The organism is Luteibacter sp. Sphag1AF (assembly GCF_014192715.1).
GTDB lineage: Bacteria > Pseudomonadota > Gammaproteobacteria > Xanthomonadales > Rhodanobacteraceae > Luteibacter.
Genome location: NZ_JACHYH010000001.1, coordinates 913619 through 934708, shown reverse-complemented (window position 1 = coordinate 934708; position 21090 = coordinate 913619). Strand labels below are relative to the sequence as shown.

General features: G+C 63.8%; 16 protein-coding genes. 7 read left to right on the top strand and 9 right to left on the bottom strand.

The window, feature by feature from the left end; translation table 11 throughout:
* Positions 1 to 69 precede the first annotated feature (69 nt).
* The 3 genes from FHW69_RS04270 to FHW69_RS04260 are packed head-to-tail and all read left to right on the top strand — an operon-like array spanning position 70 to position 5846.
* Positions 70 to 3276, top strand: coding sequence for an efflux RND transporter permease subunit (locus FHW69_RS04270; protein ID WP_183421755.1), 3207 nt, complete (start codon positions 70 to 72; stop codon positions 3274 to 3276).
* Positions 3266 to 4450 carry an efflux RND transporter periplasmic adaptor subunit gene (locus FHW69_RS04265; RefSeq protein ID WP_183421754.1) on the top strand — a complete coding sequence of 395 codons (1185 nt, stop codon included), beginning with the start codon at positions 3266 to 3268 and terminating at the stop codon, positions 4448 to 4450. The genes FHW69_RS04270 and FHW69_RS04265 overlap by 11 nt, the downstream gene beginning before the upstream one ends.
* On the top strand, positions 4437 to 5846 hold the full coding sequence (locus tag FHW69_RS04260; protein ID WP_183421753.1) for an efflux transporter outer membrane subunit: 1410 nt from the start codon (positions 4437 to 4439) through the stop codon (positions 5844 to 5846). The genes FHW69_RS04265 and FHW69_RS04260 overlap by 14 nt, the downstream gene beginning before the upstream one ends.
* Before the next feature lie 67 nt (positions 5847 to 5913).
* Here the strand turns inward: FHW69_RS04260 and tal are convergent, their stop codons facing one another.
* The 4 genes from tal to FHW69_RS04240 all read right to left on the bottom strand — a co-directional run bounded on the left by tal (position 5914) and on the right by FHW69_RS04240 (position 11920).
* Positions 5914 to 6867: a transaldolase gene (gene tal, locus FHW69_RS04255; RefSeq protein WP_183421752.1), complete on the bottom strand. Its 954-nt coding sequence runs from the start codon at positions 6865 to 6867 to the stop codon at positions 5914 to 5916.
* Positions 6868 to 6981: 114 nt separating this feature from the next.
* Positions 6982 to 8268 (bottom strand): NAD(P)/FAD-dependent oxidoreductase, encoded by a 1287-nt coding sequence (locus FHW69_RS04250; protein WP_221195364.1) that lies wholly within the window; start codon positions 8266 to 8268, stop codon positions 6982 to 6984.
* Positions 8269 to 8292: 24 nt separating this feature from the next.
* A complete protein-coding gene (locus FHW69_RS04245; RefSeq protein ID WP_183421751.1) occupies positions 8293 to 10467 on the bottom strand; it encodes a primosomal protein N' in 2175 nt (724 codons plus the stop codon).
* Between the two features lie 388 nt (positions 10468 to 10855).
* A complete protein-coding gene (locus FHW69_RS04240; protein WP_255494666.1) occupies positions 10856 to 11920 on the bottom strand; it encodes a DUF3667 domain-containing protein in 1065 nt (354 codons plus the stop codon).
* Positions 11921 to 12135: 215 nt separating this feature from the next.
* Here FHW69_RS04240 and FHW69_RS04235 point away from each other — a divergent pair, with 215 nt between their 5' ends.
* Positions 12136 to 13524 carry an MATE family efflux transporter gene (locus FHW69_RS04235; RefSeq protein ID WP_183421749.1) on the top strand — a complete coding sequence of 463 codons (1389 nt, stop codon included), beginning with the start codon at positions 12136 to 12138 and terminating at the stop codon, positions 13522 to 13524.
* Between the two features lie 51 nt (positions 13525 to 13575).
* Positions 13576 to 15480 (top strand): signal peptide peptidase SppA, encoded by a 1905-nt coding sequence (gene sppA, locus FHW69_RS04230; protein WP_183421748.1) that lies wholly within the window; start codon positions 13576 to 13578, stop codon positions 15478 to 15480.
* A 34-nt stretch (positions 15481 to 15514) separates the two neighbouring features.
* Here sppA and FHW69_RS04225 read toward each other — a convergent pair whose 3' ends face one another.
* Both FHW69_RS04225 and FHW69_RS04220 read right to left on the bottom strand, forming a co-directional pair.
* Positions 15515 to 15742: a hypothetical protein gene (locus FHW69_RS04225; protein ID WP_183421747.1), complete on the bottom strand. Its 228-nt coding sequence runs from the start codon at positions 15740 to 15742 to the stop codon at positions 15515 to 15517.
* A gap of 31 nt (positions 15743 to 15773) precedes the next feature.
* A complete protein-coding gene (locus FHW69_RS04220) occupies positions 15774 to 16574 on the bottom strand; it encodes an ATP-binding cassette domain-containing protein (protein ID WP_255494501.1) in 801 nt (266 codons plus the stop codon).
* 77 nt (positions 16575 to 16651) lie between these two features.
* On the opposite strand from FHW69_RS04220, the gene FHW69_RS04215 reads away from it, so the two are divergent.
* Positions 16652 to 17434 (top strand): SDR family oxidoreductase, encoded by a 783-nt coding sequence (locus tag FHW69_RS04215; protein WP_183421746.1) that lies wholly within the window; start codon positions 16652 to 16654, stop codon positions 17432 to 17434.
* Here FHW69_RS04215 and FHW69_RS04210 read toward each other — a convergent pair.
* Both FHW69_RS04210 and FHW69_RS04205 read right to left on the bottom strand, forming a co-directional pair.
* Positions 17422 to 18087 (bottom strand): DUF4124 domain-containing protein, encoded by a 666-nt coding sequence (locus tag FHW69_RS04210; protein WP_183421745.1) that lies wholly within the window; start codon positions 18085 to 18087, stop codon positions 17422 to 17424. The genes FHW69_RS04215 and FHW69_RS04210 overlap by 13 nt on opposite strands.
* Positions 18084 to 19031 carry a DegV family protein gene (locus FHW69_RS04205; protein WP_183421744.1) on the bottom strand — a complete coding sequence of 316 codons (948 nt, stop codon included), beginning with the start codon at positions 19029 to 19031 and terminating at the stop codon, positions 18084 to 18086. Before FHW69_RS04205 ends, FHW69_RS04210 begins: the two co-directional genes overlap by 4 nt.
* A 210-nt stretch (positions 19032 to 19241) precedes the next feature.
* Between FHW69_RS04205 and FHW69_RS04200 the strand changes: the two genes are divergently transcribed.
* Positions 19242 to 20033, top strand: coding sequence for an AMP nucleosidase (locus tag FHW69_RS04200; RefSeq protein ID WP_183421743.1), 792 nt, complete (start codon positions 19242 to 19244; stop codon positions 20031 to 20033).
* A 25-nt stretch (positions 20034 to 20058) separates the two neighbouring features.
* Here the strand turns inward: FHW69_RS04200 and FHW69_RS04195 are convergent, their stop codons facing one another.
* On the bottom strand, positions 20059 to 21036 hold the full coding sequence (locus FHW69_RS04195) for a hypothetical protein (protein WP_183421742.1): 978 nt from the start codon (positions 21034 to 21036) through the stop codon (positions 20059 to 20061).
* Between the last annotated feature and the right edge of the window lie 54 nt (positions 21037 to 21090).

The window sequence follows — 21090 nt, the reverse complement described above, 5'->3', positions numbered from 1 at the left end:
TCACTACGCTGAACAGGTATTCAGGGGCAAAATTTGCGCGTCGCACCATCGCGCACGGAACCCGTCCTCATGCTTGGCATTGTCCGGATCGCTCTCACGCGACCGTATACATTCGTCGTCCTCGCCCTGCTGATCCTGATCGTAGGCCCGCTCTCGGCATTTCGCACTCCGACCGACATTTTCCCGGACATCAAGATTCCGGTGATTGCGGTGGTCTGGCAGTACACGGGCCTTCCTCCCGACCAGATGGCCGGACGCGTGTCCTCGCCGTTCCAGCGCGTGCTGACCACGACGGTGAACGACGTGGAGCACATCGAAGCGCAGTCCATCGCAGGCTTCGGTGTCATCAAGATTTTCTTCCAGCCCACTGTCGATATCCGCACGGCGAATGCACAGGTCACCGCCGTCGCGCAGACCCTGCTCAAGCAGTTGCCGCCGGGCACGACGCCGCCGCTGATCCTCAACTACAACGCGTCCACGGTGCCGATCATCCAGCTGGCGTTGTCCGGTAAAGGTCTCACCGAGCAAAACCTCGGCGATCTTGGCCTGAATGCCGTGCGTCCGAACCTGACCTCCGTGGCGGGTGCCTCGATACCGCTGCCGTTTGGTGGCAAGACGCGTCAGGTGCAGATCGACATTGATCCGGCCGCCTTGCAGGCGCGCGGATTATCGGCGCAGGACGTGGCCAATGCACTGGCGTCGCAGAACCTCATCACGCCTGTCGGTACGCAGAAGATCGGATCGATTGAGTACACGCTTCAGTTGAATAACGCACCGTCGGACATTCAGGAGCTGGGCAATCTGCCGGTGAAGAGCGTGCGCGGTGCGATGGTCTATGTGCGCGACGTGGCCAACGTGCGCGACGGCAATCCTCCGCAGACCAACATCGTGCACGTGGACGGCAACCGTTCGGTGCTGATGACCGTGCTGAAGAATGGTTCCGCATCCACACTGGCCATCATCTCCGGCATCAAGGAGCGCGTGGCGGCGATGAAAGACTCGCTGCCCGACACGCTGCAGATCGCGCCCATCGGTGACCAGTCGCTGTTCGTCAGCGCGGCAATCACGGGCGTAGCGCGCGAGGGCATCATTGCTGCCGCGCTTACCAGTCTGATGATCCTGCTGTTCCTTGGCAGCTGGCGCTCCACCGTCATCATCGCGACGTCAATTCCGCTTGCCATTCTCGGCTCCATCGCGGCCCTGTCTGCCGTGGGTGAAACGCTCAACATCATGACGCTGGGTGGTCTTGCGCTGGCCGTGGGCATCCTCGTGGACGATGCCACGGTCACCATCGAGAACATCAACTGGCATCTCGAGAACGGCAAGGATGTGGAGACGGCGATTCTCGATGGCGCAGCGCAGATCGTGACGCCTGCCTTCGTGTCGCTGCTGTGCATCTGCATCGTGTTCGTGCCGATGTTCTTCCTTGATGGTGTGGCGCGCTTCCTCTTCGTGCCGATGGCCGAGGCGGTGATGTTCGCGATGATCGCGTCGTTCATCCTGTCTCGCACGCTTGTGCCGACCATGGCGAAGTATCTTCTTCATCCGCACGAACCGCACACCGATGAACACGGAACCGGCGTCGGCAAACCGCGCTCGCGCAATCCGCTGGTACGTTTCCAGCAGGCTTTCGAGCGTGGATTCGAGCGCGTGCGTGCGACCTACAACGATCTGCTGATCATGGCGCTGGAACACCGTCGCGTGTTCGTCATCGGTTTCATGAGCTTCGTGATTCTTTCCTTTGCCCTGCTGCCGATGCTCGGGCGCAACTTCTTCCCCTCGGTTGACTCGGGCCAGATCCTGATGCACGTCCGTGCGCCAGTCGGCACCCGCGTGGAAGAAAGCGCACGCATTTTTGCGCAGGTTCAGGAGTCGATCCGCCGCGTCATTCCCGCAGACGAACTGGGCACCGTGGTCGACAACATCGGTCTGTCTGCCAGCGGCATCAACACGGCGTACAACAACACCGGCACCATCGGTGCGCAGGACGGCGACATCCAGGTGTCGTTGAAGGAAGGCCACGCGCCGACGGCTGACTACGTGCGCACGTTGCGCGAAAAACTGCCGCGCGAATTCCCGGGTACGACGTTCTCGTTCCCGCCAGCCGACATCATCAGCCAGATCCTGAACTTCGGTTCGCCCGCGCCTATCGACCTGCAGATTCGTGGCTCGAACCTGCCTGCCAACTTTGCCTACGCGAACCGTCTGCTTCGGGAAATCCGTCGCATCCCCGGTGTGGCCGATGCGCGCATCCAGCAGTCGCAGGCCAATCCTGGCTTCAACGTGGACGTGGATCGCTCGCGTGCCCAGCAGGTCGGGATCACCGAACGTGACGTCACCAATAGCCTGGGTGTGAACCTGGCCGGCTCCAGTCAGGTGGCTCCAACCTTCTGGCTGAATCCGCTGAACAACATCTCCTACCCGATCGTGATGCAGACGCCGCAGTACGCGCTGGACTCGCTGCCGGCGCTGGAGAACCTGCCGATCAGCTCGACCTCCGGCGGCACCACCCAGGTGCTGGGTGGTCTGGCAACCATCACGCGCCAGATGAGCAATGCCGTTGTCAGCCAGTACAACATCCAGCCGATGGTCGAAATCTTTGCCTCGACGCAGGATCGCGATCTGGGTGCGGTAGCGGCGGATATCCAGAAGGTCGTGGATGCCAACAGACAGTTCCTGCCGAAAGCCTCGACCACTGCGTTGCTGGGTCAGGTGCAGACGATGAACAAGGCATTTTCCGGCCTGATCTTCGGCCTGCTCGGCGCCATCGTGCTCATCTACCTGCTGATCGTCGTCAACTTCCAGTCGTGGAGCGATCCATTCGTGATCGTGACCGCGCTGCCGGCCGCCGTTGCAGGCATCGTGTGGATGCTGTTTGCCACGCATACCACGCTGTCGGTGCCCGCACTGACCGGCGCCATCATGTGCATGGGCGTGGCCACCGCCAACTCGATTCTGGTCGTGAGCTTCTGCCGCGAAAAGCTTGCCGAGCATGGTGACGCCACGCGCGCTGCCATCGAAGCCGGTTTCGTGCGCTTCCGCCCGGTGCTGATGACCGCGCTTGCCATGATTATCGGCATGGCGCCCATGGCGCTGGGGTTGGGCGAAGGTGGTGAGCAGAATGCGCCGCTCGGCCGTGCCGTCGTGGGTGGCCTTATCTTCGCCACCGTCGCCACGCTCATGTTTGTTCCCGTCGTTTTCAGCATCATCCACGCGCGGCATGGCCGCGCTTCATCACCGGCGCCCGCTTCCGGAGAGCCCGTCCATGTCGTCTGATTCGTTCCAATCCCCGTCCCCGACCCCGCGCCGCCGCTTGCGCGTGGCGGGCATCATCGCTGCCATCGTCATCCTGGCCATCGTGGTGGCAGGTGTGGCCACGCGCGCCAACGATGCCCGCACCATCAGCAAGTGGACCGACGAGCAGGCCACGCCCACGGTCGCCGTGGTGGAGCCTGAAAGTGGTGACAAGGGCCATGACCTCCAGCTACCCGGTCGTCTGGAGGCCTATGCCCGTGCACCGATCTATGCGCGTGTGAGTGGTTATCTGAAGTCCTGGAGTGCCGACATCGGTGCGAAGGTGAAGGCTGGCCAGTTGCTCGCGGAAATTGAAACGCCGGACCTCGATCAGCAACTCCTTCAGGCACGCGCTGATCTGGCCAGTGCCCAGGCGAACGCTGCGCTGGCAGGCACCACGGCGAAGCGCTGGGAAGGGATGCGTGACTCCGACTCCGTATCCAAACAGGAAGTGGATGAGAAGACCGGCGACTTCACGGCCAAGCAGGCGCTCGCGCGTTCGGCGCAGGCCAATGTGGATCGCATCATGGCGCTGAAGAGTTTCACGCGAATCGTTGCGCCGTTCGATGGCGTGGTGACGGCGCGCGAGACCGACGTCGGCGCGCTCATCAATGCTGGCGGCGGTGGCCAGGAGCTGTTCGTGGTATCGGACACGCATACGCTGCGCATGTACGTGAACGTGCCGCAGAACTACGCGCCGTCCATTCGCGAAGGCGCCAGCGCCACGCTGAGCGTGCCGGAATATCCGGGCCAGACGTTCACCGGCAAGGTCGAGGCATCGGCAAACGCCATCAATGCGGCGACGGGCACGACGCTGGTGCAGGTCGCTGTGGATAACCGCGATGGCAAGCTGCTTCCGGGCAGCTACGCCAGCGTCAAGTTCGATCTTCCCTCCGACGCGGGTTCGTTGCGCGTGCCGGCCAGCGCGCTGGTGTTCGACGACAAGGGTCTGCGTGTTGCCGTGGTGGACGCGCAGAACAAGGTTGCGTTCAAGCAGGTGACCATCACGCGCGACTATGGCAAGAGCGTGCAACTCGGTTCGGGCATCGCGGCCGGCGACCGCGTGATCGAAAGCCCGCCCGATGGTCTGGCGGATGGTGACACGGTACGGATTGCGGCTCCGGACAAAGCGAAGGCAACCCATGCGAAAGCTTGAACTCGTGGCGGTGCTGGCGATTGGCCTGTCCGGCTGCTCGCTTGCACCCACCTATAAAGCGCCGGAGGTACCGGCTGCCCCCGAATATGCGGGTGCCCAGACGCCGTGGACAGATGCCCGGCCTGCCGATCATCTGGATCGCGACGGCTGGTGGAAGCTCTACGGTGATGGACGTCTGAATGAGCTTCAGGCGCAGCTTGTGGCGAACAACGCCGACCTCGCTGCTGCGTTCGCGCACTATCGCCAGGCGGAAGCATTCACCTCGCAGGTGCGTGCCGGGCTGTTCCCGCAGGTAAGCCTCAATGGCAACGGACAGCGTGATCGCCAGTCCGATACCAAGCCGCTTCGTGGCACATCGCCTGCGATGTACGACTCGTACACCCTTGGTGGCGAAGTTGATTACGAGGTGGATCTGTGGGGCCGCGTGCGTGACACCGTGGCAGCAGGCACGGCCGAACAGGTGGCTTCGGCGGCCGACCTGGCTTCGGCACGGCTGAGCCTTCAGGCGCAGCTTGCTGACAACTATCTCGCGCTCAATGGTCTGGACCGGCAGGTGAAACTGTTGCAGGAGAGCATCAACGCCTTCGAGAAGGCGTTGCAGCTCACCCAGACGCGGCACACGGGTGGCATTGCGTCCGGCCTGGATGTTGCGCGTGCACAGACCCAGGTGTCGTCGGCACGCTCGCAGTTGCAGCAGGCACAGGCGCAACGCGCACTGGTTGAACATGCCATTGCGGTGCTGGTGGGCGCGTCGCCATCGTCGTTCCATGTGCCGGTGCAGACAGACATCGTCGCGGTACCGACCATTCCGCTGGATGTACCGTCAACCTTGCTTCAGCGCCGTCCGGATATCGCGGCCGCCGAGCGGCGCACGGCGGAGGCCAACGCGCGCGTGGGTGTGGCGCGTGCGGCGTTCTTCCCGCAGGTGACGCTGACCGCGCAGGGCGGATATCAGAGCAGCGCCTGGGGCGGCATCATCGACGCACCCAATCGCTTCTGGGCCATCGGCCCCAGTCTGCTGTTGAACGTGTTCGATGGCGGTCGTCGCAAGGCGGGCGTGGAAGCCGCGAAGGCGGCTACGGATGAGGCGGGCGCGAAGTATCGCGGCGTGGTGCTTTCCGCATTCCAGCAGGTGGAAGACAACCTCACGCTTATCAGGGATCTGGGTTCGGCACTCACCGATCAGAAGGCGGCAGCGGACGCGGCGCAGCGTTCGGTGGATCTGTCGATGGATCGTTATCGTGCGGGTGCGATTGGCTATCTGGATGTAGTGCAGGCACAGACGGCGTCGCTGGATGCACAGCGCAGTGTGCTTGATTTGCAGACCCGCCAGCTTCGGGCGAGTGTGCAGCTGATCCGTGCACTGGGTGGTGGCTGGTCCGCGACGGGCGCCTGAATCCTTGCGTGGGCGTTGAAAAAGAAGGCCGCGTGAGCGGCCTTCTTTTATCAGCATTTGCAGCAGATCAGAGCTTCGCGCCCAGCAGCGCTTCCAGCTTGCGCTGGTCAACCGCGAACTTGCGAATGCCGTCAGCCAGCTTGTCGGTGGCCATCGCGTTCTCGTTATGGCCCCAGCGGAACTTGGCTTCCGACAGGCGCTCACCCGGCTCTTCCTTCTTGCCGCCGTCTTTCAGCGCAACCGGCAGATCGTTGGTGTTCGCTTCCAGCTCGCCCAGCAGTTCCGGGCTGATGGTCAGGCGGTCGCAGCCGGCAAGGGCCTGAATCTGGCCGATGTTGCGGAAGCTCGCACCCATCACCACGGTCTCGTAGCCGTGCAGCTTGTAGTAGTCGTAAATCTTGCGCACCGACTGCACGCCCGGATCTTCTTCCGGTGCATAGATCTTCTTGTCGGTGTTGGCGACGTACCAGTCGAAGATGCGGCCGACGAACGGCGAGATCAGAAACACGCCCGCTTCGGCACAGGCCACCGCCTGTTCAAAGCTGAAGAGCAGCGTGCAATTGCACTTGATGCCCTTCTTTTCCAGCTTCTCGGCGGCACGGATGCCTTCCCACGTGGAAGCGGTCTTGATGAGGATGCGGTCTTTCGAGATGCCGGCATCGGCGTACATGCCGATCAGGCGCTCGGCCTTGGTGACTGTGGCATCGGTATCGAAGGACAGGCGGGCGTCCACTTCGGTCGACACACGGCCGGGCACCACGTCCAGAATCTTCCTGCCCACCAGCACCGACAATTTGTCGCCTGCGTCCACCAGCTGCTGTGCGCGGTCGTTGCCCTGGGATTTGGCCCATGCAATGGCTTCGTCCAGCAGCGGCGCATACGCCGGGATGCTGGCTGCCTTCAGCAGCAGCGACGGGTTGGTGGTCGCATCGACGGGCTTGTACTTCGCGATGGCTTCGATATCGCCGGTGTCGGCGACGACGGTGGTGATCTTGCGCAGTTGTTCGAGCTGGTTCGTCACGAGAGCGGTTCCTGTGCCGGTAAGACCCCCATTGTCGCGCCGATCGGCGGTCGGGGGTAAGCACCCATAGGTTGGGGGTAGAGCATGTCCAGACAATGTCGAGACACGGTTATTTCATCGTGGTGGGTCGTCACGACTGATGGCTCCCTGCACGATGCGCGCATGGCGCTGATAGGTCCAGTAGGACGATGCCCAATCCATCAGCACGACCAGCCGGTTGCGGAAGCCGATCAGGAAGTACACGTGGGCAATCAGCCAGACCCACCAGGCCACGATGCCGGAAAGCTTCACTTTGCCAAACTGCGCCACGGCGGCCATGCGGCCGATGGTGGCCAGCGAGCCATCGTCCTTGTAGCGGAATGGGGCGCGCGGCAACTTGCCCTGCACGCGGTCAGCGATGACTTCGCCAGCATAGGCGCCCATTTGCTTGGCTGCGGGGGCAACGCCTGGCACGGGCTTGCCGTCAGTCGATACGCTGGCAAGGTCGCCAATCACGAATACGTGGGGGTCATCGGGAATGGTGAGATCGGGGTTCACCTGCACACGGCCGGCGCGGTCCAGCGGTACGCCGAGCAGCGCGCCCAGCGGTGAGGCGGCTACGCCCGCAGCCCACAGCACGGTGCGCGCGACCAGGCGTTCCTCACCCAGTTCCACACCGTGCGCATCAATGGACGTGACGGCCTGACCCGTACGCACCTGCACTCCCAGCTTTGCCAGTTGCTTGCGGGCTTTCTCGGAGAGGTCCTGATCGAACGCCGGCAATACCCGCGGCCCTGCTTCCACGAGCAGAATGTTGGCGTTGCGCGGCTCGCTGTTGCGGAATTCGCGGGGAAGCGTGTGCCGGGCGATTTCGGCGAGCGTGCCGGACAGTTCCACCCCGGTCGCGCCGCCGCCCACGATCACGAAGTTCAGCCATGCCTGGCGCTTCACCGGATCGGTTTCGCGCTCGGCATTCTCGAAGGCAAGGAGGATGCGCCGACGAATGTGGAAGGCGTCTTCCAGTGTCTTCAGGCCGGGAGCGTACTTTTCCCACTCATCGTGCCCGAAGTACGCGTGGCCGGCGCCCGTGGCCACGATCAGCGTGTCGTACTCGCGTTCGCCGTGGGCGAAGCGCACCACGCGCCGGGTGCGGTCGATTTCCAGGGCCTCGTCCATGTAGACGAAGGCATTGGCTTGCTCACGAAGGATGAAGCGCAGTGGCGCCGCAATCGACGGGGCCGACAGACCTGCCGTGGCCACCTGATAAAGCAGCGGCTGAAAGAGGTGGTGGTTGCGGCGGTCCACCAGCGTGACATCGACCGGGGCGCGGGCCAGTGCACGGGCGGCGGACAGGCCACCGAACCCGCCGCCAATAATTAGGACACGGTGTCTGGGCGCTCGCGTTGCATCGTCGTTCTGCATGGAAGCTCCGGCCGTTGGAGGGATTCAATAGAGGTCGATGGGGTCCACGTCGAGCGACCACCTTACCTTGCGCGCTGTAGGCAGCGCGTTTAGTGCGGTCTGCCAGGGGCGCAGGAACGCGTGCAGGCGCGCCCGCGTGGTCGCCTCGATCAGCAGCTGGGCGCGGTGGCGTCCGGCCCTGAGCGGCATGGGAGCGGGCATGGGGCCCGCCACGCGCAGGTCGCCCGGATCGCCCGTGGCCTCGTGCGCCTGCGCCATGAAGGCGTCCACCTCGCGGCGGTCATGGGCATCCGCGCGCAGCAGCACCTGATGAGCGAACGGCGGCAGTTCAATCATCTTGCGCTCGGCCAGCAGCGACCTTGCCACGGCGCCATACCCGGACTTCAGCAGCGTGTGCAGCAGCGGGTGATCCGGGTGGTGGGTTTGCAGCAGCACGCTGCCGGGCTTGCGGGCCCGGCCGGCCCGGCCGGCGACCTGCACCACCAACTGGGCCAGGCGTTCGCTGGCCCGGAAATCAATGCTGTGCAGTCCTTCGTCCACGCCGACGATGGCTACCAGGGTGAGATTGGGCAGGTCGTGGCCTTTGGCCAGCATCTGCGTGCCCACAAGGATGGCGGGCTTGTCCTCGCGCAAACTGGCCAGCAGCTGATCGAACGCATCGCGGCGCTGCGTGGTCTCCCGGTCCACCCGGATGACGGGCGTATCCGGGAATCGTGCGATCAGCGCTTCTTCCAGCCGCTCGGTGCCCTGGCCCTGGGGGCTGATGTTGGCGGACTTGCACTGCGGGCAGGCCTCGGGAACCGACGCGGTGTATTCGCAGTGGTGGCAAATGAGCCGGCGGCGCCCGGCATGCAGCGTCAGCGGCTTGTCGCAGCGCGGGCAGTCGGCGTGCCAGCCGCAGTCGTAGCAAAGCAGTACCGGCGCGTAGCCACGGCGATTGCGGAACACCAGTGCCTGCTCGCCGCGCCCGATGCATTCGGTGACGGCCGCCAGCAGCGTGGGCGACAGGCCGTGATCCAGTCGCTGCGCGCGCATGTCCACGATACGCACCTGCGTGGGCTGGGAGGCGCCCGGGCGTCCCTTCAGGGAAACCCGTTCGTAGCGTCCGGAATCCACGTTGGCGAGTGATTCCAGCGACGGCGTGGCCGAGCCGAGCACAACGGGTACGCCGTGCGCCCGGGCACGAACGAGGGCGAGATCGCGCGCGTGGTAGCGGAACCCTTCCTGCTGTTTGTAAGAAGGGTCGTGCTCTTCATCCACGATGATGAGGCCGGCCTTCGGCAGCGGCGTGAATACCGCCGACCGCGTGCCGAGCACGACCCGCGCCGTGCCATTGCGGGCTCTCAGCCATGCGCGGGCACGGTCGCCTTCTGCAAGGTTGGAGTGCAACACCTCGATGGCGACGCCAAGGCGTTCGCGCAGTCGGCGCACCGTCTGCGGTGCCAGGCCGATTTCCGGCACGAGCAGAAGGGTCTGTCGTCCCTGCGCCAGTGCCTGTTCGATCAGCGCGAGGTAAACCTCGGTCTTGCCGCTGCCAGTCACCCCGTCCAGCAGGAAGGGCTGGAACCGGCCGAGGGCCGCGGCCACGGTGTCCACGGCCAACTGCTGTTCGTCACTGAGGGCGGGGCCTGGCGCGGGGGAGGGCGGAAGGGCCACTTCTTCCAGATCCATCTTCTCTACCAGGCCGCCTTCGGCCAGTCGACGGGCGGCGGCGCGCCAGCCGGGGAGTGTGTCGTGCAGTTCGTCGGCGGCCCGTGGGCCGTCTGCGAGCGCGGCCAGTAGCGCAGCGCTTCCTGCCTTGCGGCTGCGGGCGTCGTGGGCGCTGCGCCCTGCAAGAGTCATCGCCCAGACTTCCCGGCCTGTCGCAGGAAGCTGGCGCGGTTCACGCAGGGCCAGCGGCAGCGCATTGGAAAACGCCTCGCCCGGTGCTCCGGCCCAATACTCAGCCGCCCAACTGAGGGTGGTGAGCAATTCGGCATCCAGCAAGGGTGCGTCATCCAGCACTTCCAGGGCGCGCTTCAGGCGCCCTTTGCCGACCGCCGTTTCGGCGGCCGGGTCGATCACGATGCCGACCATTTCTCCCCGGCCAAAGGGCACACGCACACGCGACCCAGCCGCTGCGACGCCCACCTCAGGGGGCAGGTAGTCGAACAGGGTGAGCAGGGGTACGGGAAGGGCTACACGAAGGACGGCGGACATGGCCTGCAAGTGTACCTGTGGTCACCTGTCGGGCTGGTCAATCTTTGACCAATCCTTTGCGGGCACGATCATGGGGTTGCCGTGGGATGACGCGGCGTTCCGCAGGAGTCGGAGGTAAGTGCCCGCCCGTATGGAGGTTTAAGAGTTATCCACAAGTCCTGTGGATAAGTCTGTGGATGAGCATCGTATGGGGGCCATCCAAGGCGCATGGTTAGGCCCTTCGAGTCAGCTTGGGTACATTTTAACCAGACTGAAATATAATCTGAAATCAATGACTTAAAAAATTGCCGGGATCGCCTGAGATCCGATGTTGCCGAGATATTGACATCTTCGAAGACACCACGCTGCCTGTGCACAACCTCGTTTCGCTAGGAAAAAATCCTATCCGTCAATGGGCAAGTGAGATGACCACGGCGATGCAGAGGGCGGCCATAAGCAACCAGAAATAAATACTGCCCACCAGCCAGAATTTGATCACCGTCATGGGCCATCCCTGCCGGTAAATCCGCTTCTGCATGATCAGCAGATAGATGGGTATCCACAGGAACATCACGAGCTGGATCAGCCCCAGGGCCGAGGCCAGAGGGGCAACATGGGGTTTCGCCCAGCCGGCGAGCATCCCCAGCACCGACAGCAGCAACAGGGACAGGAACATGAACGCATGGCTGTGCAGGCAGGCGATGAAATGCTCCATGTAGAGCCGCCGCCTGAAGACGTAGAACAGCTTCAGGATCAGGGCGAAAATCGGCAGCAGCACGAACATCACCTGGGGCAGGACGCCAAACACGCCATCCAGAATCCGTCGGGCTGCCTCTTTCTGCTTCGGCCCGCCGTTCTTCACCAGGATGATGTTGGCCTTCATGTGCGCCATGCCCTCGCTCAACCGCTCGTTGACGGCGTCAGGCAGCCAGCTGACGTGCACAGTTACCGGAAACGTCGACATGTCACTGTCGTGGCCGTTGCCGGGCAGGGCGTCGGGCGGTGGAAGCGCCTCGGCCTTCATGGCGATCAGGCGCTCGTTGGCCGATTTCCACAGCATCGTCTGCCCGGCCTCCATGCCCATCCGGGCGATGGTCGGCAGCTCTTCATTGTCCGCCGCGTTGCGCATTTCTTCCGAACGCGCCGCGTAGATGCTGCGCACTTCCTCGGGCGTTGTTGCCGCGGCAAACGCGGCGGCGGCGTCTTTGGGCCGGGTGGCGGAGTCGCCGGTGCTCTCGGCGGAGGGGGCGTTACGCTCGTGTACGGCAACATCCTTGCTCACATTCATCGCCATGTGGCTGAAGAAGAACGCGAGCAGACAGAACACGAACATCAGGCGGAACGGCGCGATGTAGCGCACGCGGCGGCCTGCAAAGTATTCGAGGGTCAGGAAGCCCGGACGGAAGTACAGGGCAGGCAGCGTGTGGATCACGCGCTCGTCCAGATGGAACAGCAGGTCGCCCACGTCTTCCATCATGTGCGAGACAGGACGCAGCACGCTTTTCACTGACTGGCCGCAGTGAAAACAATATTCCCCCTGGAGCTCCGTGGCACAGTTGGCGCACAGCAGCGCCGGTGACGGCTTCAGCTCGTTCATTTGCTACGTGTCCCCCGACATGAGTGGGAATGATGGCATGGCGCGGACACAGGCGGGAGGTACACTAGCGTGCCGACCCTCTGAGCCAGTCCATGTCCATCGACCGTGCCCGCGCCAGGCGCGACATTGGCGCCACCCTCCGGCTGGCATTGCCGATGGTGATTGCCCAGTTGAGCGCGATCGGCACCAACGTGGTGGACGCGGTACTTGCCGGCCACTTGAACGCACACACCCAGGCGGCCGTCGTCACCGGCGCCAGCATCTGGGCGCTGGCCATCGTGGCCGGCATCGGCACCATGATGTCTGTGCCACCGACAGTCGCTCAGCTCGATGGCGCAGGTCGTCGTGGCGAAGTGGGTGCCGTGTTCCATCAGGCGTTGTGGATTGCCTGGGGTCTTGGCGTGCTGCTCTGGTTTGGCGTGCGCCATGCGGCGCCACTGATGAGCGCGTTCGGCGTGGTGCCTTCGCTGCGTCCGGACGTAACCGGCTTCCTGCATGCCATCAGTTGGGCTGCGCCCGCGCTCACCACGTATTTCGCGTTGCGCGGCCTGTCCGAGGGTCTGTCGATGCCGCGCCCTTCGATGTATTTCAGCTTCGGCGGCCTCATGGTGCTGGCGCCACTGGGCTACGTGCTGATGTACGGAAAGCTGGGCTTTCCTCCGATGGGTGCACGTGGCAGCGGCATAGCCACGGCCATTGTGCTGTGGCTGGAGATGATCGGCTTTGGCATCTACGTGCTGAAGCACCGGAACTACCGCGATCTGAATCTGCGCCAGCGTTTCGTTGGCCCGCGGCGCGAACCGATCGGCAAGCTGCTGCACATCGGCGTGCCCATGGCGGTGACGCTGCTGATGGAGGGTGGCCTGTTTGTCGCCGTGGCCCTGTTGATCGGACGCCTCGGTGAAACGGTCACGGCCAGTCACCACGTGGCTCTGAACGTGGCCTCGGTCGCCTTCATGATTCCACTGGGCCTGTCCATGGCGATCACGGTTCGCGTGGGCAATGCCGCCGGTCGCGGCGATGCGCTGGGAGTTCGCTATGCGGGATTCTGCGGCATCGCGTTGATCCTGGTGACCCAGCTGGTGTCGTCCGGCGTGATGCTGGCCATCCCCGGACACATCGCGCGGTTGTACACCGGTGACCCGGCCGTTATCGCCATGGCATCGCAATTGTTGATCCTGGCGGGCTTCTTCCAGTTCTCAGACGGCATCCAGGTGGCGTCGAACGGTGCGCTGCGTGGCCTGAAAGACACCCGCGTGCCGATGGTCATCACCATGTTCGCTTACTGGGTGGTGGGCATGCCCGTCGGCTGGTGGCTGGCCTTCGTGCATGACATGGGCGCGCGCGGCATGTGGATCGGCCTGATTGCCGGTCTGTCGATGGCGGCCGTGCTGCTTTTCGCAAGATTCTGCCGGATCAGCGCCACCGAACGCTGGCGGCAGAATGTGGACTCATCCGCGCCTGTGTCCTTCCACACGTGATGCTGACCTCCTGACACGTTACGCTGCACACAACTTCACGAGGAACGCCCCATGACGGATCGCCACGATGCCCTCCCGCCGCCCTTGCCGCGCGCTGCACCACCGCCGCGTCGCCGCGGGTTTTTCGGGGTGCTGGCCGGTATTGGCCGCGGCATCAATGTGGTGCGGCTCATCGTTATCAACGTCATCTTCTTCGGCCTGCTGCTGATTTTTGCCATCGGCATCTGGGCGGGTGGCAAGGCCACCAGTATCGAAGACAAAACGGTGCTCGTGCTGGCGCCCGAAGGGCAGCTGGTCGAGCAGTACAGCATCGACGCATTGTCCCGCGCGATGAGCCGCCTTTCCGGTGAGCAGCCCAAGCAGACGCAGGTGCGCGACCTTGTGGGCGCCATCGACGCTGCCGCGAAAGACAATCGCATCAGTCGCATTCTGCTGAAGCCTGACCAGCTGGAGGCAGGCGGTTTCGCCGGCCTGCGCGAAGTGGGCGAGGCGCTTGATCGCTTCCGCAAGAGTGGCAAGAAGGTGCTGGTGTGGGGCGTGAATCTGGACCAGGGCCAGTATTACCTCGCCTCGCACGCCGACAAGATTCTCATCGACCCGCAGGGCGGCGTGCTTCCCACCGGTCTGGCCAATTACCGCCTGTTCTACAAGGATCTGCTCGACCGTCTGGGCGTGCAGGTGCACCTGTTCCGCGTGGGGCAGTTCAAATCGGCCGCCGAGCCCTTCATCCTCGACCACGCATCGGACGAATCGAAGCAGGCGGATGCCTTCTGGCTGGGCGGCCTGTGGACCACGTGGATCGACGAAGTGGCCAGGCGCCGCAACATCGACCCGGCGGTGCTGCGCGCCGACGTGGATCAGTTGCCTGACCGCATCAGGTCGACCAACGGCGACCTCGCGCAGCTGGCCATGGACGAGCACCTGGTCGATGGCATCGCCACCGAGCAGCAGCTCGTCGACATGCTGCGCAAGGACGGCGTGCCTGCCGGGCGCCGCGATCAGCCTTTCCGTGCCGTGGGACTGACGGGTTACCTGGCCGACCGCAATGTGGGCGCCGATCCGCTGTCGACCACGCCAGGTGTGGCCATTGTGGTTGCCGAAGGCGAAATCGTCGGCGGCAAGCAGGGCCCGGGCAAGATCGGCGGTGAGTCCATCGCGCTGCTGATCCGCCAGGCGCGCAACGACAAGAAAACCAGCGCTCTCGTGCTTCGCGTGAATTCACCGGGCGGCGAAGTGTATGCCGCCGAACAGATCCGTCGCGAAGTGGAGCTGACCCGCGAGGCCGGCATTCCCGTGGTGGTGTCGATGGGTGACACCGCGGCGAGCGGTGGCTACTGGATCTCGATGAATGCCGATCGCATCTACGCCGAACCGAACACGATCACCGGTTCCATCGGCATCTTCGGCATGTTCTTCACCGTGCCTGACACCTTGCAGAAGGTGGGCGTGAAATCCGATGGCGTGGGCACCGGCCCGCTGGCTGGCGCATTCGACATCACCCGCCCGCTGGACCCGAAAGTCGGCGTGCTGATCCAGAGCATCATCGACAAGGGTTATCGCGACTTCGTCGGCAACGTGGCGAAGGCGCGCAACAAGGACTTCGCCGCCATTGATGCGATTGCGCAGGGTCGCGTGTGGACCGGGCAGCAGGCGCTGGATCGCGGCCTGGTGGATCAGCTAGGCAACCTGACCGACGCAGTCAACGATGCGGCGTCGCGGGCAAAGCTCGGCAAGGACTTTACCGTTCGCTACGTCGAACCGCCGATGGGCGCGTTCGAGCGCCTGGTGGCCAGCGTGGGCAGCAGCTCGTCGGCACAGATTGCGCTGGCCTATGGCGTGCGTCTGCCGTCGTGGGTTGCCCGTCTGCCGCAGATGGCGCCCGAGCTTGAACTGTTCCGTGAAGCGGTTCCGGGCAAGCCCAACGTCTACGTTTACTGCTTCTGCTCGCCGCGCTAAGTACCTCCAGGCACCCATCGGCAACGATGGGTGCCTACTGAGTCTGCTGTTCGACCGCGTCACGCTGGCGCTTCGCCTGTTCGTCGACGGTCTTCTGCACATCCTGTGCGCGCTTCTTGTCTGCTTCCAGTGCATCCCACGGTGTGGCAACGCGCGGCACGGAGGCGGCGGCCACCGGCGCGGGGGCCTGTGGCTCGGGTGGCTTGGAGCAGCCTGCGCACGCAAGCGTGAGCACGGCGATGCCAATAGACATGCGGATCATGGCGCAGCCCTCCCTTCCATTCGTCCGCAGTCTAGCGTAGCCGCGCCGCATAGAATGCGTCGTCGGTATCAACGGCGATATCCCAGTCGAACAAGGTCGAAAGGCGTTCGTCGCGAAGCAGGCGCACTTTGGGGCCCTGATCGAAAAGCGAGCCGTTGCGCAGCATCACCACGTGGTCGATCTCCGGCACGATTTCCTCGATGTGATGGGTCACCAGGATCAGCGTGGTGCCTTGGTGGGCGAGTGCGCGCAGATGGTCGAGGAACCGCCGCCGGGTTCCCGGATCCAGTCCTGCGCAGGGCTCGTCCAGCAGCAATGCGCGGGGACGGTGTACCAGCGCACGCGCGATGAGCACGCGCCGTGCTTCGCCCGTGGACAGCGTGGCCACTTCGCGATCAGCAAGCCCCGCCGCGTCCACACGTTCCAGCGCAAGCATCGCTTCGCGCCGCATGTCATCGGTTACCTCGTGATCCAGCCCGAGCGTCAGCGATGCAAAAAAGCCGGAGAGCACCGCGTCGCGTGCATTCTGCTGCATGCCTTCGAACTCGCGCCGGAGGTCCGATGACACCACGCCCAGCAGGCTGCGCAGTTCCAGCACGTTCCAGCGGTCACGACCAAAGACGCGCACCACTGGCGTGCCATCATCGTGAACCAGCGGGTAGATGCGTCGTTCGATCAGCTTCACCAGGGTGGATTTTCCCGACCCGTTGGGACCGAGGATCGCCGTGTGCTGGCCGGCTTCGATGCGCAGCGAAAGGTTGTCGAGTAAGGCGTGGCGGTCGCGCACGACGGTGGCGCGGTCGATGTCCAGCAAGGGTTCGGCGGCTTCCAAAACACGTCTCCGGCAATGGCATGGCGTCAGGCATCTTCGCACGTTGTACGATGCGTGCATCACGACGGAGACTCACCATGCATCCACGAATCGCCAGCTGGCGACTGGACGGCCGGACGGCCATGGTTACCGGTGCGAGCAAGGGCATCGGCTATGCCTGCGCGCGCGAACTGGCTGCGCTGGGCGCGGACATTCTGCTGGTGGCGCGCGATGAGCTTGCGCTGGAACAGGTGCGCAGCGATCTTCAGGACGAATGCCCTGACGTCAGCGTACTGGCTTTCGCAGCAGACCTCGCCGACCAGGAAGACCGCCTTGCGGTGTTCGACTGGGTGGCCGACCTGGATACCAATCTGTCGCTGCTCGTCAACAACGTGGGTGGCAACGTGCCGCGCGCCACGCTCGACTACGCGGAAGACGACTATCGGCGGCTGTTCGAACTGAACGTGTTTTCCGCCTTTGAAATGTGCCGCCTGGGTTACCCGCACCTGGTGCAGCACGCTCATGCTGCCATCGTGAACGTTGGCTCGGTATCGGGCATCACGCACGTGCGCACCGGTTCGCCATACGGCATGACCAAGGCAGCGCTACATCAGCTCACCCGCAACCTCGCCTGTGAATGGGCTAAAGATGGCATCCGCGTCAACGCCGTAGCACCCTGGTATATCCGTACGCAGCGTTCCGAGCCCGCACTGGCTGATGCCGAATATCTGGAGGAGGTGCTGGATCGCACGCCGATGCGCCGCATCGGTGAGCCTGCAGAAGTGGCGGGCGCCGTGGCATTCCTCTGCCTGCCGGCATCCAGTTATGTCACCGGCGAAATCATTGCCGTGGACGGCGGATTTCTGCGTTACGGGTTCTGACCGCAGCCGGCCATGCGTGACTTCAGGCGCGCAGCTTCCTGTTCGAAAGGGGGCTGCTGGCTCTTGAATGCGTTGCGCAGTTTGCGGTCGTTCTGCTCGTACTCATCGCGCAGCGCGCTGCATGCCTCGGCGGGGGTCAGCTCGCGGCACTGATCCTGTACCCAGACATAGTTGTTGGCCACCAGGGTGGAGGTCACCTGGCCCCGGTTGAATTCGGGCGCCGATCCGCCACCACCGTTCGCTCCGCCATAGACATCCGCGAGGGGCTGCTGCACCGCGCCCAGCATGCCAAAGGGAGCGAGATACGGATCGGGATGGCCGTTGGCGCTGGTATAGGGCTTTCCGTCGGTTGCGCGGATGCAGCCATAAACACGCGGAGGGGGTACGTCGGGAGGCACCGGCTGAAATGTGGCTGGTGCAGGTTCCTCGCGCGGCTTGGCGGGCGCTGTCGGGAGAGCCGCAGTTGGGGCCGGAACGTCGGCCACGGGCGCCGCGTCGTTCAACTCGATGGTCTGCTGCTTCTGCCCGCGTGCGCAGGGCTGCTGCTGGTAAATGGTCTGCCCCTCAGGGCCCGCGCACTTGTACACGGTGGATGCCGTGGCAGGTGCGCTTAGAGCCAGCGCCAGCCAGAGGGCGGCCGCGCCGGCCTTCATGTGAAGTCGGCCACGTGATCTTCAGAAGCGAATCCGAGGGTCAATGCGCCTTCACCGACATTCACCATGCCGGTGATGCTCATCGGGCTTTCCATGAGTTCCACACCCGCATCGCCGCAGGCGCGGGTCAGCGCGTGGTAGCCGACAAGGTTGCGCATTTCGTCCAGATCGCCGCCGTAGCTCAGGGACAGCGAAGGCACCAGCAAGCCGGCCTGCACGCGCCTGGCTGCGTAGTCGAAGAGGGTCTGCGCTCCCTGCTCAAAGCCACGGACCTTGCCCACAGGCGCCGTTTCCCCGCGATGCGCACGCAGGATCGGCTTGATATCCAGTGCGGAACCCAGCATGGCGCTGAACGCGCTGACGCTGCGGTCGCCCTTTTTCTTGGCGCGGGCACGCAGGTAATGCAGATCGCGCGGCATCATGTAGCCGTACGAATGGTTGGCGATGTGCGCCACCCGTTCTCGCAACTGCTGCGGTGGCTGATTGGTCTGGATCAGGCGCACGGCTTCAGCCACTGCAGGCCCGGACCCCGCAAACACGCTGCGCGTGTCGACCACGCGCATGAGAAACGGCCCCGTGATGCCAGCGGCTTCGCGGATCGGCCGGTAGTTTTTCAGGATGGCGAAGCTTGCCTTGATGACGTTGTCGTGGATCGGGCTGCGGGTGGCCATGATGGTCAGGCAGATCACGCAGTCGTACTCCTTCACCATCCGGTCAAGGAACAGGTTCTGCACGTCTTCGACGGTGCTGGGCTCGGTTTCCGCCGAATGGCCCCGGCTGCCCAGCTTGCGGTCAATGAATCGCTGGATTTCAACCGGGTCCCGGGCGTCCTTGAACACCTCACCGTCCACCCGCACCGTAATGGGCATCACGGCGATACGATTGCGCTCCATGAACTCCTGCGGCACATCGCAGGCCGCGTCGATTGCCACGCCAATCCGCATCAAACTACCCCTTCTCTCATGCCCGCAGGCGGCGGCAAGGCAGTGAGAAGCTCATGCTCCGCTTCGTCTGCCCCTGTGAGCCGGATGCTACACTTGCGCAAATACTTTGGCACCTCGCCGGCGTGGCGTCGCCGGTAACCCAAGGCCGTCCCACTCTCCATCCGGTCATGCCGTGGTGCTGCGGGCGTCTTCAAGCCCATCGTGATCCCCATGAAAACCAAGAATGAAATCGTTTCCAACTGGCTGCCGCGTTACACGGGCACCCCGCTGGAGGCTTTCGGCGAGCACATCCTGCTTACCAACTTCGGCCATTACGTCGAGCGCTTTGCAGAAGAGCATGGGGTCCCGGTCAATGGCCGCGACCGTCCCATGCCCAATGCCACGGCCGATGGCATCACCCTGATCAACTTCGGCATGGGCAGCCCCAACGCCGCCACGGTCATGGACCTGCTGGGTGCCATCTCGCCCAAGGCCGTGCTGTTCCTCGGCAAGTGTGGTGGCGTGAAGAAGAAGAACGCCATCGGCGACCTGGTGCTTCCCATCGCGGCCATTCGCGGCGAAGGCACGTCCAACGACTACCTGCCGCCCGAAGTGCCTGCGCTGCCGGCGTTTCAGTTGCAGCGTGCCGTTTCGACGATGGTGCGCGACCTCGGCCACGATTACTGGACCGGTACGGTGTACACCACCAACCGCCGCGTCTGGGAGCACGACGAAGCGTTCAAGGAATACCTGCGTCGCACGCGTTGCATGGCCGTGGACATGGAAACCGCCACGATCTTCGCTGCTGGCTTCGCCAACCACATTCCCTGCGGTGCGCTGCTCCTCGTATCCGATCAGCCGATGATTCCCGAGGGCGTGAAGACCGAGCTCAGCGACAAGAGCGTGACCGCCAACTTTGTGGAGCGGCACATCAAGGTCGGCGTTGAAGCACTGAAGCTCGTGCGTCGTCACGGCCGCAGTGTGAAGCACCTGCGCTTTGAAGACGAAGGCGACGGCGAGTAAGTCGTGGCAGATGCGTGCGCCCGCTTCAGTCCGAGGCGGGTGACTTCGCATCCATGATGATGTATTTCGGCTCATCGGGTAAATGCGGGATGGACGGAATCGTCCATTCCCGCGCGACATGAACGCGCATGTTGCGTTCGTTCTTCGCCGAGTACCGATAGCAATTGGCGCGCAGCACGCTGGTGACCGGGATCATGTTGGTTTCGCAGGGCCATCCTGATGCGTATCGCACTTCGGCATCGTCGTGCACAGCGGCGAGGGTGTGTCCGAATTCGTGGGCGATCACCGAATAGCGGCCATTGAGGGATGCCATGGCCTGTTCACCGCCCTGCCACGCCTGGCCTGACGTGCCCGGCGCTGTCCTGTCCCGTGTGATCAGCATGAACTTGAAGTCCAGTGTGGCCGAAGGCCGGGGCGTCCGTTCGCGGGTGTTCCAGGAGTCGATGGCGTCCGTCCAGTCCTGCAAGGCCAGCGTGTGGCCGTACGGTATGTCGGTGACACCGGCGATCTGCTGACTGTAGATCGCCCACAGGCGATGGCTGGGGAGCACTTTTGCCAGGTCTGCAATCCACCAGGCCACGTAGCGGGCATGGATGTGCTGGCGATCCACGTCCAGTACGTCGTCGTGAAGAAACATCCAGAACGTGATCTGCGGTAGCGAAGACGCCCGAGGGTTCATGGCACGCGACGTTGAAGGGGAGGCGGGTGGCGCCGTTGTCTGTCGCTGGCCCTTGTCGAAAGTCAGCGATGTATCAACGTGATGGGGCACATCACTTTCATTGTCGAACCCGGTCACAACGACGCCCTCGGCAGCCGGCACGCTGATGTCCAGATGATCGCCCGAGCGCGTCACGACAGCATGCTGGCCCTGCCAGGTCGCGACGTACATCTTGCCTGGCACGTCACCGGGAAATCGCAGGCCGACGTCCAGCTCGGACTCGATCACCAATTCGCCATCGTCCTTCGCATGGCGTGCGTGATGTTTTGTCGTGGGTAGACGCATGCTTCGTGGAAGCCCGGCAGACACCGCGTCGTCGAACGACGTGACGACATGCGC

Bases quoted from the DNA above. Each gene is read 5' to 3' on its own strand.
- FHW69_RS04270 (WP_183421755.1), top strand. From the start codon at position 70: ATGCTTGGCATTGTCCGGATCGCTCTCACGCGACCGTATACATTCGTC.
- FHW69_RS04265 (WP_183421754.1), top strand. From the start codon at position 3,266: ATGTCGTCTGATTCGTTCCAATCCCCGTCCCCGACCCCGCGCCGCCGC.
- FHW69_RS04260 (WP_183421753.1), top strand. From the start codon at position 4,437: ATGCGAAAGCTTGAACTCGTGGCGGTGCTGGCGATTGGCCTGTCCGGC.
- FHW69_RS04250 (WP_221195364.1), bottom strand. From the start codon at position 8,268: ATGCAGAACGACGATGCAACGCGAGCGCCCAGACACCGTGTCCTAATT.
- FHW69_RS04245 (WP_183421751.1), bottom strand. From the start codon at position 10,467: ATGTCCGCCGTCCTTCGTGTAGCCCTTCCCGTACCCCTGCTCACCCTG.
- FHW69_RS04240 (WP_255494666.1), bottom strand. From the start codon at position 11,920: ATGGAAGACGTGGGCGACCTGCTGTTCCATCTGGACGAGCGCGTGATC.
- FHW69_RS04235 (WP_183421749.1), top strand. From the start codon at position 12,136: ATGTCCATCGACCGTGCCCGCGCCAGGCGCGACATTGGCGCCACCCTC.
- sppA (WP_183421748.1), top strand. From the start codon at position 13,576: ATGACGGATCGCCACGATGCCCTCCCGCCGCCCTTGCCGCGCGCTGCA.
- FHW69_RS04225 (WP_183421747.1), bottom strand. From the start codon at position 15,742: ATGATCCGCATGTCTATTGGCATCGCCGTGCTCACGCTTGCGTGCGCA.
- FHW69_RS04215 (WP_183421746.1), top strand. From the start codon at position 16,652: ATGCATCCACGAATCGCCAGCTGGCGACTGGACGGCCGGACGGCCATG.
- FHW69_RS04210 (WP_183421745.1), bottom strand. From the start codon at position 18,087: ATGAAGGCCGGCGCGGCCGCCCTCTGGCTGGCGCTGGCTCTAAGCGCA.
- FHW69_RS04205 (WP_183421744.1), bottom strand. From the start codon at position 19,031: ATGCGGATTGGCGTGGCAATCGACGCGGCCTGCGATGTGCCGCAGGAG.
- FHW69_RS04200 (WP_183421743.1), top strand. From the start codon at position 19,242: ATGAAAACCAAGAATGAAATCGTTTCCAACTGGCTGCCGCGTTACACG.
- FHW69_RS04195 (WP_183421742.1), bottom strand. From the start codon at position 21,036: ATGCGTCTACCCACGACAAAACATCACGCACGCCATGCGAAGGACGAT.